Below are 13121 nucleotides of genomic sequence, written 5' to 3' on the forward strand. Positions count from 1 at the left end.
CGACACATACAACGAGCACCGGGCGTCATGGTCGCCTCGGTCGCAAGGGTGCGGCAGCTCGTCGTGGTCATGCGATCAGTAAACCAGACGTACGGTCCTGACCGGCCGCGACTGTCCGCATGGTGGACAGCGGCGGACAGCCTGGAACGGGTGCTCAGCAGCGGACGGAGATCTCCACGCCCCGGTCGGTGACCAGTGCGGACAAGGCCGACAGGTCCTCGACCACGAGGTCGGCGTCGAGTTCCGCCGCCCGGTGGGTTGTGGTCAACGCCACGGTGGTCATTCCGGCGGCGCGTCCCGCCCGGAGCCCGGCCGGGGCGTCCTCGAAGACGACGCAGTGGGCCGGGTCGACGCCGAGCTGCCGGGCGGCGAGCAGATACGGCTCGGGGTCGGGCTTGCCGCGGGTGATGTCGTCGGCGGCGATCAGCGTCTTGGGCAGGATGCCGACGGCGTCCAAGCGGGCCCCGGCGAGCCGCCGGGTGGCGGAGGTGACGACGGCCCACCGGTCGGCGGGCAGGGAGTCCAGGAAGTCCCGGGTGCCGGGCAGCAGCCGGACGCCTCCGTCCGGTACGTCGTCCACCTCGAGCTGCTCGACCCGTGCGACGGCCTCCGGGACCAGGTGGGCGGGCAGCAGGTCGGCGACTATCTCGGCGGCGGGCCGCCCGTGCAGTGCCACGCGTCCGAACTCCTCGGCGGTGATCCCGTACTCCCGGGCCCAGCGGGTCCAACAGCGCTCCACGGAGTCGAGGGAGGAGACAAGGGTGCCGTCGTTGTCGAACAGGAGGGCGTGCGCGTGGATCGTCATGGTCTAGACCCTACGGCGTACGGCGGGGTCGGCGGCCGGCGCCCGTTTCGGCCGTAATAAGGTCACCGCATGCTCAATGCCCTGACGCTGGTGACCGGCGTCGCCGCGCTGCTGCTCGCCGCCTGGTGCGGCTGGGCCGCCCATCGTGACCAGCCGACCAAGGACTGGCACTTCATCGGCATGGCCGTGGTGTCGTTGCTGGCCGTGGTCCAGCTGGTGGTCGGGATCGTGCAGCTGGTGCGGGGCGAGAAGCCGGAGCAGGGCACGACGATCTTCGTGGCGTATCTGCTGGGCGCGTTCGCATGCGTGCCGGCGGCGGGGTTCATGTCCCTGGCGGAGCGGACCCGTTGGGGCTCGGTGACGGTGGCCGCCGGCGGTGTGGTGCTGGCCGTGCTGGAGGTGCGGCTCTATGACATCTGGGGAGGCTGAGGTGACGGCGGTGGAGGAGAAGCCGGCCCGGTTGATCAGCGGGCCGGGCATGCTGCTCGTCTGGTTCTACGGCGTGATGGTGGTCGGCGCGGTGTCGCGGTCCGCGTTCCAGATCAGCACGGAGTTCGACCGGGCGCCGCTCGCTTATGCGCTGTCGGCGGTGGCGGGCCTGGTGTACGCGTTCATCACGTACACGCTGATCCGGGGCGGGGAGACGGCCCGGCGGGCGGCGCTGGTCTGCTGCGCGGCCGAGCTCGCGGGTGTGCTGATCGTCGGTACGTGGACCTTGGCCGACCACTCGGCGTTCCCGGACACGACCGTGTGGTCGTACTACGGGGCGGGGTACATCTTCATTCCGGTGCTGCTGCCGGTCTCCGCGATGTACTGGTTGCGGAAGGCGCCCCTTCAGCGGGGTGCGTGAGGAGCGAGCGCGACCGCTGATGCTTCGCGCTCGCGCCCCGCGGTTCTCCGCGCCCCTGACGCCGGCGCTTCGCTCACGCCGTCTGGACGAAGGCCCCCGCCGGCTTTTCCAGGATGATCAGGTCCACTCCGTCGGCGCCCTGGGAGCGGCCCACCGTCTCGTAGCCGGAGCGGCGGTACAGGCGGAGGTTGCCCTCGCTGCGGTGGCCCGTGTGGAGGCGGAAGCGGGTGGCGCCGCGCTCCTCGGCCAGTGCCGCCTCGGCCGCGCGCAGCAGCCGCGCGCCGATGCCGTGGCCCTGCAGGCGCGGGTGGACGCAGAGCCTGCCGATGGCGGCGGCGCCGTCCTCGGCGATCCTTCCGCGCACCGAGCCGACCACCTCGTCGCCGAGCCGGGCGACGAAGACGCAGTCGGAGGCGACCTCCTGGCGGACCGAGTCCAGGGTCTGCACGAGCGGGGCGATGCGGTAGTTGCCGTACAGCGCCGCTTCGCTCTGGAAGCACAGGTACTGGAGTTTGAAGATCTGCTCCGCGTCCTGTTCCGTCGCCACCGAGATGGTCACGCTCATGCCCATGTGCGCACGCCTCCCGCTCACCTGATCATCTGTCGTCCCCCACTCCTATCCCCGCGCTTCGCGGGCCGCAACCTCCGGCGTGAGCAATCGGCGCAGACATCCCAGACATCTGGAACGTTCCGGCCCAAGGCTGCCCTGTGAGATACCCAACTCCCCCGCGATCTCCCGGTATGTCAGATCCTTCGGGGACAGCAGGGCCTCCATGAGCCGGGGGCAGCGGCCGGGCAGGCGCCGCACCGCCTCGCGCAGCGCGCGGCACCGGGCGGCGGTGAGGACGTGTTGCTCGGGGTCGGCGCGGACGTCGTCGGCCGGCTCGGCACCGTAGGGACGTTCCCGGCGGATGGTGCGGCGGCTGCGGCGCGCCTCCGCGCGGACCGCCTTGCGCAGCCAGCCGTGCGGGTCGGGCGGCGGTCCTTCGGCCTCCAGGCGCTCCAGCAGGCGGAGCCAGACGGCCTGCTCCAGGTCGCCCGGCTCGGCTCCGGCGGCATGTGCCTCGGCCGAGGCCTCGGCGGTGAGCAGCGGGCTCAGGGCGGCTACCAGGTCGTGCGTCATATGCGGAACGACGCGCCCCCCCGGGGCCAGGTTTCCGAAGCGCCACACAGTCACCCCGAACGGAGTCCCCGCGAACCCGGGCGTTGACGAGGCGGACCCACCGGCCGCTCCCCGAGGCCGGCCAGCACGTCACCGGCCGCCCGGGTGCCGCCCGGGCCTACCCGCGGCGCGTACCGGGCGAGGACCACCTGGGCCGAACCGCGGCGCGACGCCGGCCCCGTCGGGCCCTCACAAAGATCAGCCCACGGCGACGGCCCAACCAGGCGGTGCCCCGGTCGGCCCGCGGCATCGACCGACCAGGCGCCAGCGCGGCCGCGGCGTCGGCCGAAGGGAAGTCGCCCGGACCACCCCCCGACACCGACCCACCGCACGGTCACCAGAGCCGAGCCAGCCCACAGCGCGGGGCGCTGCTCGATGGCCCGCGCCAGCCCACAGCGCGGGCCGACCGGTAACCGCCCCGATCAGCCCACGACTTCGGCCGACCCGGAGCCACCGGAGACAGCCCACGGCGTCGGCCGGCCAAGAGCCGCCGGGACGGTCATGGTGGTGGTCCGCCGGGCGGGTGGTGTGGTCAGTTCGCCTGGAAGTCGGCGCGGGCGAGCACGGCGGTGTCGGCGTTGTCGGTGAAGACGCCGTCGATGCCGGTCGCGAAGTACGTCTTGAAGGCGCCGAAGGAGTCACCGTAGGCGTCGGCCGCGCTGCCCTTGCGGTACTCCGCCGGGAGGAACGGATTCTCGTTGCGCATGGTGTACGGGTGCAGGATCAGGCCCACCCGGTGCGCGTCGGAGACCAGGGTCGTCGGCTTGGCCAGGGTGCCGTCCGCGTTCTTCGGGATGACCAGGTCCAGGGTCGGGCCGATGCCCTGCGCGTAACCGGCGATCTCCCGCAGGCCCTTGGGGGTGATCAGGTCGGCGACCGTGCGCGGGTCGCCCGCCTCGACGAAGTCGTAGGGGCGGCTGTCCGCCGAGGAGAGCAGCACGACGAGCGGGTTGTCGACCAGCTGGTTCAGCTTCTGGATGCTGGTGGGCTCGAAGGACTGCAGGATGACCGGCGAGTTCCGCCCGTCCTTGCCGTACTTGCGCAGCAGCTTCGCCACCCGCTCCTCCAGGCCGAGGCCGAGCCCCCGGAAGTAGGTGGGGTGCTTGGTCTCGGGGTAGATCCAGACCTGCCTGCCACGCTTGCGGGTCTGCTCGTCCTGCCACTTCAGGACCTCTTCGAACGTGGGGATCTCCCAGCGCCCGTTGTAGAGGGTGTTGTGCGGCCGGTTGGCGGGGATGCGTTCGACGGCGCGCAGGGTCTTCAGCTCGGCGAGGGTGAAGTCCTCGGTGAACCAGCCGGTGGTGGCGACCCCGTCCAGCAGCTTGGTGGTCTTGCGGTCGGCGAACTCCGGGTGCGAGGCCACGTCCGTGGTGCCGCCGATCTCCGGTTCGTGCCGGCAGACGAGGTGGCCGTCCTTGGTGGGCACCAGGTCACCGGCCTCGACCACGTCGGCACCGAGGTCCAGGGCCAGGTCGTACGAGCCGAAGGTGTGCTCGGGGCGGTAGCCGCTGGCACCCCGGTGGCCGATGATCGTCGGCACCGGCAGGCTCTTCAGCCCACGGCCGGCCCGCCCGGCCGTCCGCGTCTCGGCGGCCTCCGCGACGCCCGGCCGCCCGAGGACCGCTCCGCTCGCGCCGAACACCGCCGCGCCGAGGATCGCCCGCCGTCCGGTGCCCTGTGCCTTCTCGTTCGCCTGGTCGCTGCCCATCAGCGCCCTCCTGCCGTCTCTTGAGTGCGCGCCGATCGTAGGGGCGCACACATGACCGAAGGGAGGCCCTTTTCGGAACACGTGGGTGACGCCGCATGTCCTGTGGGAGCCGTGCGCCGGGAGCCGTCGGCAGCGGCGGCGGCCGGTGCTGGACGGCCGAGCGGGTGAGACCGGGCGCGATCTCCGTCACATGGCCACAGGGGCGTCACAGCCCGTTCCCGACACGTCACCGCAGGTAAACCCGCGTCAACTCTTTGTAAGACCTCGGTGAACCGGCCGCACCCGATGTGCGCCGGGCCCGGAGCCGCGAGTAATGTCCTCACCTGCACAGACTCATATCGCTTCCCTCGACATCGGAGGACCCGTTGTCCCGCTTCGCGCTCATCAAGGCAGTGCTCGGACCGATCATGCGCCTGATGTTCCGCCCACAGGTGGAGGGCGTGGAGCACATCCCCGGTGACGGGCCGGTCATCCTGGCCGGCAACCACCTCACCTTCATCGACTCGATCGTGCTGCCGCTGGTCACCAAGCGTCAGGTGCACTTCATCGGCAAGGACGAGTACGTCACCGGCAAGGGGATCAAGGGCCGCCTGATGGCCTGGTTCTTCACCGGCGTCGGCATGATCCCGGTGGACCGGGACGGGGCGAACGGCGGTGTGGCCGCGCTGATGACCGGGCGGCGGATCCTCGAGGAGGGGAGGATCTTCGGGATCTACCCCGAGGGCACCCGCTCGCCCGACGGCCGGCTGTACCGGGGGCGCACCGGTATCGCACGGCTGACGCTGATGACCGGAGCGCCCGTCGTTCCGTTCGCCATGATCGGCACCGACAAGCTGCAGCCGGGGGGCCGTGGCATCCCGCGGCCCGGCAAGGTCACCGTCCGCTTCGGCGAGGCGATGGAGTTCTCGCGGTACGAGGGCATGGACCGGGACCGGTACGTGCTGCGGGCGGTGACCGACTCCGTGATGGCGGAGGTCATGCGGCTGTCCGGGCAGGAGTACGTGGACATGTACGCCACCAAGGCGAAGGCCGCGTAACACCGCCGGCGGTCCGGCGGGTTCCTCGGGCGCAGGCGCGTGGGGGCTGGTCGCGCCCACGCGGCGGTCGCGCCCACGTGGCGGAGCCGGATGTCGATACGGCCCCGCGCCCCTTTCGGGGCGCTTCACTCACCCTGCGCTTTCCAGTTTCTGCCCCTTCAGCAGGAACCACGCCGCCACCGCCGTTCCCAGCAGGACCGCCGCTCCCGCGCCCGAGGCCAGCTGCAGCCCGTGGACGAAGGAGTCACGGGACGCGCTCAGAAGTGCCCCCGCCGTGTGCGGGGGCATTTTCGTCGCTGCCTCCACCGCGGCGCCCAGTGACTCGTGTGCCTGCGCCGGGGTGCCGGCCGGGCCGGTGAAGTCGCGGTAGGCGCCCGTGACGATCGAACCCAGCAGGGCGATGCCCAAGGCCGCGCCCAGTTCGTACGCCGTCTCGGAGACCGCCGAGGCGGCGCCTGCCTGCTCCTTGGGCACGCTGGACAGGATCACGTCGGCGGTGACCGTGAAGGAGAAGCCCGCGCCGACGCCCACGACCAGGAGCGCGGCACCGAGGACCGGGTAGCCGGTGGACCGGCCGAGCGCCGTCAGCACGGCCAGGGCCAGACCGACCGCCGCGAGGCCGCCGGAGACCACGGTGCGGACCGAGAAGCGGCGGGCCGCGCGGCCCGCGACGAGACCGGCGGCCACGGCGCCGACCGCGGCGGGCAGTTCGGCCAGCCCCGCCTCGAACGGGCGCCTGCCCTGGACGAGTTGCAGGTACTGGGAGAGGAAGAACACCAGCCCGGACATGCCGAGCACGGTCAGCAGGTCGGCCAGGACCGCACCGCTGAAGCCTCGGCGCCGGAACAGCCGCATGTCCAGCAGCGGAGTCGGCATGGTGAGCTGGCGGTGCACGAAGCCGTAGATCGCCGTCGCACCCAGCAGTCCCGCGGCGAGCGTGGGCCAGGTGACACCGTGGGTGGCCGCCTCCTTGACGGCGTACACCGCACCGATCACGCCGACGAGCGACAGGACGACGCTGATCAGGTCCCAGGGGCCGGGGTCCGGGTTGCGGGACTCGGGCAGGGTGCGGATGCCGACCAGGACGAGGACCGCCATCACGGGCAGGTTGATCAGGAACACCGAGCCCCACCAGAAGTGCTCCAGCAGGAAACCGCCGGCGATGGGGCCGACGGCCGTGCCGGCGGAGGCCGTAGCACCCCAGATGCCCACGGCGAGGCTGCGCTCGCGCGGGTCGTGGAAGAGGTTGCGGATCAGGGCGAGGGTGGCGGGCATCAGGGTCGCGCCCGCGACACCGAGCAGCGCCCGCGCCAGGATCATCAGTTCAGGGGTGGTGGCGTAGGCGTTGAGCACGGATATCGCGCCGAACGCCGTGGCACCGCCGAGCAGGATCCGCTTGCGGCCGATGCGGTCGCCGAGGCTGCCCATCGAGACCAGAAGACCGGCGATGACGAAGGAGTAGACGTCACCGATCCACAGGAGCTGGGTGCCGGAGGGGTTGAGGTCTTCGCTGATGTAGGGGGTCGCCAGGCCGAGGACGGTGGCGTCGACGGCCACCAGCAGCACGGCCAGGACGAGGACGGAGAGCGCGAGCCAGCGGCCCGGGCGCTTCTCCACCTCCGCCGCGCGAACCGGCTGCAGGGTGCTGGTCATGGTTCCTCTCTTCGCAGAGAACCGCCGAGCAACAGCTCGGCGATCATGGTCGGGAAGTCACGGGCGGCCACGCGGCCGTCCAGGGTGGCCCAGGCGCCCGAGGCGATCAGGCCGTACAGCGCCTCGGTGAGCCAGACCGGAGTGAGGTCGATGCGGAACTCGCCGTTCTGCTGGCCGCGTTGGAACAGGGCGCCGATCCGGGCGTCGAGCCGCTGCCAGCCGTCGTTCTGCCGCTCGCCCTCCCACAGCTGGCTCTCGCCGTAGAGGAAGGCGAGCAGACCGGCGGCCGGCTCGATCTCGCGGACGAGCCGGCGCACGGCGTCGGCCGCGGAGCCCTCTTCCGGCCGGGCCCGGTCCAGAGCGGCCTCGCACTCCGCGATGCCGAGCGCCTCCAGTGCCCGCACCAGCGCGTCGCGACCGGCGAAGTGGCGGTGCAGCGTCGCCCGACTGATCCCGGCGGCCTTGGCGACCTCGTCCATGGTCGCGGTGGATCTACGGGTCAGCAGGGCGGCCGCGCTGCGCAGCACGTGGTCACGATCGAGGGCCATGAGACGAGCATAGAGCATGTGAGACATTCATGTCTCACATAAGGCGTGCGTGACTCATCCGTGTCGGTCACGGCCGATCAGGGGTCAGTGCCAGGGCAGCTGTCCGCGCCGCTCCCAGTAGGCGTGCGGCTCCTCGGCGAGTGCGGCGAGGCGGGTCATCTGGTCCGCGTCGAGGTCGACGGCGGGAGCATGGAGGTTGGAGGCGAGCTGGGTGACCGTCGCGGCGCCGGAGAGGACGACGCCGGCCCACGGCTGCCGCAGGATCCAGGCCAGGGCCACGGCGTCGCAGCCGAGGCCGGTCTCCTCGGCGACGGACTTCAGCTCCGCCGGGGCGTGCGGGGCGGCCAGCCTGCCGTTGGCCAGTCCCTCCTTGACGATCACGGTGAGCCCGGCCTCGTGCGCCTCGGCGAGCGCGGGTCCCGCCGACTTCTCGAGCACGTTGAACGTCGACTGGACGGTGCGGAAGAGGGGCTTGCCGTCGGCGGTGATCTCCAGGGCGGCCCGGACGGCGTCGGCCTGGGCGGGGCCGCTGGTGGAGAAGCCGATGCTCAGGCCCTGGGCCGCGGCCTCGCCCAGCCGGGCGTGCAGGTCCTTGTCGGTGAGGGCCGGGCTGTCCGGCGTCACCGAGTGGATCTGGTAGAGGTCGAGCCGGTCGCCGAGCAGCGCGTCGGTCTCGGCGCGCTGCCGCTCGTACGCGGCGAGGCTGTGGTCCTTGACCTCGTGCTGTTCGGCGTCGGTGGACCAGCCGGCGGTGTAGGTGTAGCCCCACTTGCTGCCGACGACCACGTCGTCGATGTCGGGGCGGGTGTTCAGCCAGTCGGCGAGGAACTCCTCCGAACGGCCGTAGGAGCGGGCCGCGTCGAAATAGCGCACGCCCTGGGCGTAGGCGGCGTCGAGGAGTTCGTGGGTGCGCCGGCGCAGCGCGTCGGCGCTGCGGTTGTCCCCGAGGTCCTCCTCGCGGCCCAGGTTGATGTAGCCGGGGCGACCCACTGCGGCGAGGCCGAGGCCGATGTGGCAGGTGGGAGTGGTGGCGGTGGCCAGTCGGGCGAAGGGCATCGCGGGTTCCGTTCGGTCGGCTCCGTGCAGCTTCCGACCAACGTAACGCGCGATGCCCTTGGGGGTCCGCCGCAGAGCGCGGGGCGTGCTGTGTGTTCGCGAGTGGGGGTACGCCGTGGTTCTCGCGCGCTTTTCCGCGCCCCTTTCGGGGCGCCTGCCCTCAGCTCTTCTTCTTGGCGTCCGCCCACTCGTGCTGAGCCGCCACGTCGGCCCTGACCTCCGCCAGCTGGACGGCGACCGCGCTCGGCGCCGTGCCGCCGCGGCCGCTGCGGGAGGCGAGGGCCCCCGGGACGTTGAGGACGGAGCGCACCTCCGGAGTCAGATGGGCGGAGATCTTGGCGAACTGCTCGTCCGTGAGGTCGTCCAGTTCCTTGCCCTCGGACTCGGCGACCTTGACGCACTCCCCCGCGACCTCGTGCGCGACCCGGAACGGCACACCCTGCTTGACCAGCCACTCGGCGACGTCGGTGGCGAGCGAGAAGCCGGCCGGGGCCAGCTCCTCCATGCGCTCGCGGTGGACGGTGAGGGTGGCGATCATGCCGGTGAAGGCCGGGAGCAGGATCTCCAGCTGGTCGCAGGAGTCGAAGACCGGCTCCTTGTCCTCCTGGAGGTCGCGGTTGTAGGCGAGCGGCAGGGCCTTGAGGGTCGCCAGCAGGCCGGTCAGGTTGCCGATCAGACGGCCGGACTTGCCGCGCGCCAGCTCGGCGATGTCCGGGTTCTTCTTCTGCGGCATGATCGACGAGCCGGTGGAGAACGCGTCGTGCAGGGTCACGAAGGAGAACTCCTTCGTGTTCCAGATGATGATCTCCTCGGCGATCCGGGAGAGGTTCACGCCGATCATCGCGGTGATGAAGGCGAACTCGGCGACGAAGTCACGGGAGGCGGTGCCGTCGATGGAGTTGCCGACGCTGCCGTGCTCGAACCCGAGGTCCTGCGCCACCGCCTCCGGGTCCAGACCGAGGGACGAGCCGGCCAGGGCACCGGAACCGTATGGGGAGACGGCCGTGCGCTCGTCCCACTGGCGCAGCCGCTCGGCGTCCCGGGACAGGGACTGCACATGGGCCAGGACGTGGTGGGCGAAGAGCACCGGCTGGGCGTGCTGGAGGTGGGTGCGGCCGGGCATCGCGACGTCGGGGTGGGCCTCCGCGAGGCCGATCAGGGCGTCCTGGAGCTCGGCGATCAGACCGCCGATCGTACGGGCGTGATCCCTCAGGTACATCCGGAAGAGGGTCGCGACCTGGTCGTTGCGGGAGCGGCCGGCGCGCAGCTTTCCGCCGAGGTCGGGGCCGAGCCGCTCCAGCAGGCCGCGCTCCAGGGCGGTGTGCACGTCCTCGTCGGCGATGGTGCCGGTGAACGCGCCGGACGCGACGTCGGTCTCGAGCTGGTCGAGCCCGGCGATCATGCGCTGCAGCTCGTCCTCGGTGAGGAGGCCGGCCTTGTGCAGGACGCGCGCGTGGGCTCGCGAGCCGGCGATGTCGTACGGCGCGAGCCGCCAGTCGAAGTGGACGGACGCGGACAGCTTCGCCAGGGCCTCGGCGGGACCGTCGGCGAAACGGGCGCCCCAGAGCCGTACGTCACCGCTGTTGCTGCTCACTTGCGCTGCTCCTAGAGAGGATGTGGATGGGCGGACGGTACTCGCACCGTACTCACGCCAGGTCCCGCCTGGCGGCGATCTTCGAGGACAGGCCGTAGATGTCGATGAAGCCCTTGGCCGCGGCCTGGTTGAAGGTGTCGCCGGTGTCGTAGGTGGCGAGGTCGAAGTCGTACAGGGAGGACCGGGAGCGCCGGCCGGTGACGACCGCACGGCCGCCGTGCAGAGTCATCCGGATGTCGCCGTTGACGTGCCGGCTGGCCTCGTCGACGAAGCCGTCCAGGGCGCGCTTGAGCGGGGAGAACCACTGGCCGTCGTAGACCAGTTCGCCCCAGCGCTGCTCCACCTGCCGCTTGTAGCGGGCGAGTTCGCGCTCGACGGTGACGTTCTCCAGCTCCTGGTGGGCGGTGATGAGCGCGATCGCGCCGGGAGCCTCGTACACCTCTCGGGACTTGATGCCGACGAGCCGGTCCTCGACCATGTCGATCCGGCCGATCCCCTGGGCGCCGGCGCGCGCGTTGAGCTGCTGGATCGCCTGCAGGACGGTGACGGGGCGGCCGTCGATCGCGACCGGGACGCCCTGTTCGAAGGTGATGACCACCTCGTCGGCCTCGTGCGGCGTGGCGGGGTCGGCCGTGTATTCGTAGATGTCCTCGATCGGGGCGTTCCAGATGTCCTCGAGGAAGCCCGTCTCGACCGCGCGCCCGAAGACGTTCTGGTCGATGGAGTACGGGGACTTCCTGCTGGTGGCGATCGGGAGCCGCTTGGCCTCGCAGAAGGCGATGGCCTTGTCCCGGGTCATCGCGTAGTCGCGGACCGGGGCGATGCAGCTCAGGCCGGGGGCGAGGGCGACGATGCCGGCCTCGAAACGGACCTGGTCGTTGCCCTTGCCGGTGCAGCCGTGGGCGACGGTCGTGGCTCCGTGCTTCTGGGCGGCGGCGACGAGGTGCTTGACGATCAACGGCCGGGAGAGGGCGGAGACCAGGGGGTAGCGGTCCATGTAGAGGGCGTTGGCCTTGATCGCCGGGAGGCAGTACTCCTCGGCGAACTCGTCCTTGGCGTCGGCGACTTCGGCCTCCACCGCGCCGCAGGCGAGGGCGCGCTTGCGGATGACGTCCAGGTCCTCGCCGCCCTGGCCGACGTCCACCGCGACGGCGATGACCTCGGCGCCCGTCTCCTCGGCGATCCAGCCGATGGCGACGGAGGTGTCCAGACCGCCCGAATAGGCGAGTACGACGCGCTCGGTCACGGGTTTCTCCTCACACTGCACATGCGGTCATGCATGAGTATGCAGAACTCTGCATGATTCGTCAATGGAGGGTGGACACGGTGGTCCCGAAGGGTGGACTCCTCCGCAAACTCCTTAGACAGGCGAACGAGTCACGCCGATACTCGGTGGACATGGGAAAGACGCATGAGCGCATCGACGGCAGGCTCCGGACGTTCATCGAGGAGCAACCCCTCTTCTTCACCGCGACCGCCCCGCTCTCCGGCGACGGCACGGTCAACCTCTCCCCCAAGGGCCTTCGGAACTCCTTCGCCGTGCTGGACGAACTGACCGTGGCCTACCTCGACTTCGCCGGGTCCAACGCGGAGACCATCGCGCACCTCAGGGAGAACGGGCGGATCACCCTGATGTGGTGTGCGTTCCAGGGCCCACCGAACATCGTGCGCGTCCACGGCCGGGGCGAACCGGTCTTCCGGGACGACCCCCGGTTCAAGGAGCTGCTCGCCCGCTTCCCGGACATCGACCCGAGCGCGCACGGGCTGCGCGCGATCATCGTCGTCCACGCCGAACTGGTCCGCGACACCTGCGGGTACGCCGTCCCCCACATGACGTACGAGGGCGACCGCGACCTGCACGGGAGGCGCTTCGCGCGGGAGGACGACAGCTCGCTGAGCGCGTACTTCGAGAAGAAGGAGCACGTCGCGACGAGCCTGGACGGCCTACCCGGGCTGCCGTTGCCGCTTCCGCCGTCTAGCGTCTGAGCCATGCGTCCCGGTGTCGTGCTCGCCCTCGTGTCCGCGTCCTCGTTCGCCCTGCTCGGTCTCGCACCGGCTCCGGGCTCCGTGCCGCTGCCCGCGCAGATGGCGGACACCGGCGGCGGCAGCCAGCTGATCACCGCGCAGGCGGACCGCGCCGACTCCACGTCGGGGACGCTCACCTGGTGGGACCTGAAGGAGGGACAGTGGGTGCAGGCCGGCACGGCACCGGCGCGGTTCGGGGCGAACGGGCTGGTCGAGGGCGGCTCGCGCGAGCAGGGCACGAACACCACGCCGACGGGGCTGTACGGCGTTCCTTTCGGCTTCGGGACCAAGGCGGCGCCGAGCGGGACGAGCATCGAGTACCGCACCGTGCAGGAGACTTCGTGGTGGTGCCAGGACAATGACTCGGGGTCGTACAACCGGTGGGTGGATCCGTTGCCGGGTGACTGCCGGGCCTCGGAGTCCGAGCACCTCGTCTCCTACGCCACGCAGTACGCGTACGCTCTCGTGATCGGATTCAACTACGAGCAGCCGGTGCGGGGGCGCGGCGCCGGTATCTTCCTGCACGTCAACGGTGCCGGGGCCACGGCCGGTTGTGTGTCGGTGCCGGAGGACGCGATGGAGCGGATTCTGCGGTGGGTGGACCCCCGGAAGCGGCCGCACATGGCCATGGGGACGGCGAGCGGGACCACGGCGGTCACCCGGTACTGAACGTGCCGGGCGCG

14 protein-coding genes are annotated in these 13121 nt (G+C 71.2%); 5 read left to right on the top strand and 9 right to left on the bottom strand.

Features of this window, described 5'->3' with window-relative positions:
* Positions 1-154: 154 nt before the first annotated feature.
* Positions 155-805 carry an HAD family hydrolase gene (locus ABZ919_RS22105; protein ID WP_361250344.1) on the bottom strand — a complete coding sequence of 217 codons (651 nt, stop codon included), beginning with the start codon at positions 803-805 and terminating at the stop codon, positions 155-157.
* Positions 806-874: 69 nt separating this feature from the next.
* Between ABZ919_RS22105 and ABZ919_RS22110 the strand changes: the two genes are divergently transcribed.
* Together ABZ919_RS22110 and ABZ919_RS22115 are read left to right on the top strand one after the other, a co-directional pair.
* Complete coding sequence (locus tag ABZ919_RS22110; RefSeq protein ID WP_361250347.1) at positions 875-1234, top strand: hypothetical protein; 360 nt, start codon at positions 875-877, stop codon at positions 1232-1234.
* Complete coding sequence (locus ABZ919_RS22115; protein ID WP_361250351.1) at positions 1215-1655, top strand: hypothetical protein; 441 nt, start codon at positions 1215-1217, stop codon at positions 1653-1655. Before ABZ919_RS22110 ends, ABZ919_RS22115 begins: the two co-directional genes overlap by 20 nt.
* 73 nt (positions 1656-1728) lie before the next feature.
* On the opposite strand, the gene ABZ919_RS22120 is transcribed toward ABZ919_RS22115, so the two are convergent.
* The 3 genes from ABZ919_RS22120 to ABZ919_RS22130 form a co-directional block, all read right to left on the bottom strand.
* Positions 1729-2226, bottom strand: a complete 498-nt coding sequence (locus ABZ919_RS22120; protein ID WP_361250614.1) for a GNAT family N-acetyltransferase — start codon at positions 2224-2226, stop codon at positions 1729-1731.
* A gap of 45 nt (positions 2227-2271) precedes the next feature.
* Complete coding sequence (locus ABZ919_RS22125; protein ID WP_361250353.1) at positions 2272-2778, bottom strand: sigma-70 family RNA polymerase sigma factor; 507 nt, start codon at positions 2776-2778, stop codon at positions 2272-2274.
* Between the two features lie 571 nt (positions 2779-3349).
* A complete protein-coding gene (locus tag ABZ919_RS22130) occupies positions 3350-4525 on the bottom strand; it encodes a glycerophosphodiester phosphodiesterase (RefSeq protein WP_361250356.1) in 1176 nt (391 codons plus the stop codon).
* Between the two features lie 365 nt (positions 4526-4890).
* Here ABZ919_RS22130 and ABZ919_RS22135 point away from each other — a divergent pair, with 365 nt between their 5' ends.
* Complete coding sequence (locus tag ABZ919_RS22135; protein ID WP_361250359.1) at positions 4891-5562, top strand: lysophospholipid acyltransferase family protein; 672 nt, start codon at positions 4891-4893, stop codon at positions 5560-5562.
* 129 nt (positions 5563-5691) lie between these two features.
* On the opposite strand, the gene ABZ919_RS22140 is transcribed toward ABZ919_RS22135, so the two are convergent.
* From ABZ919_RS22140 to ABZ919_RS22160, 5 genes are all read right to left on the bottom strand, one after another.
* Positions 5692-7215: an MFS transporter gene (locus tag ABZ919_RS22140; RefSeq protein ID WP_361250362.1), complete on the bottom strand. Its 1524-nt coding sequence runs from the start codon at positions 7213-7215 to the stop codon at positions 5692-5694.
* Positions 7212-7763, bottom strand: a complete 552-nt coding sequence (locus ABZ919_RS22145; RefSeq protein WP_361250364.1) for a helix-turn-helix domain-containing protein — start codon at positions 7761-7763, stop codon at positions 7212-7214. The genes ABZ919_RS22140 and ABZ919_RS22145 overlap by 4 nt, the downstream gene beginning before the upstream one ends.
* An 84-nt stretch (positions 7764-7847) precedes the next feature.
* Positions 7848-8819, bottom strand: a complete 972-nt coding sequence (locus ABZ919_RS22150; protein ID WP_361250366.1) for an aldo/keto reductase — start codon at positions 8817-8819, stop codon at positions 7848-7850.
* Between the two features lie 160 nt (positions 8820-8979).
* The gene (gene argH, locus ABZ919_RS22155; RefSeq protein WP_361250369.1) at positions 8980-10413 is read right to left on the bottom strand and encodes an argininosuccinate lyase; all 1434 of its coding nucleotides are present in this window, start codon (positions 10411-10413) and stop codon (positions 8980-8982) included.
* A 52-nt stretch (positions 10414-10465) separates the two neighbouring features.
* Positions 10466-11659, bottom strand: coding sequence for an argininosuccinate synthase (locus ABZ919_RS22160; protein ID WP_361250372.1), 1194 nt, complete (start codon positions 11657-11659; stop codon positions 10466-10468).
* A 152-nt stretch (positions 11660-11811) separates the two neighbouring features.
* Between ABZ919_RS22160 and ABZ919_RS22165 the strand changes: the two genes are divergently transcribed.
* On the top strand, positions 11812-12399 hold the full coding sequence (locus ABZ919_RS22165; RefSeq protein WP_361250374.1) for a pyridoxamine 5'-phosphate oxidase family protein: 588 nt from the start codon (positions 11812-11814) through the stop codon (positions 12397-12399).
* A gap of 3 nt (positions 12400-12402) precedes the next feature.
* Complete coding sequence (locus ABZ919_RS22170) at positions 12403-13107, top strand: L,D-transpeptidase family protein (protein WP_361250377.1); 705 nt, start codon at positions 12403-12405, stop codon at positions 13105-13107.
* The last annotated feature ends 14 nt before the right edge of the window (positions 13108-13121 follow it).

This window comes from Streptomyces sp. NPDC046759 (assembly GCF_040645475.1).
Lineage (GTDB): Bacteria > Actinomycetota > Actinomycetes > Streptomycetales > Streptomycetaceae > Streptomyces.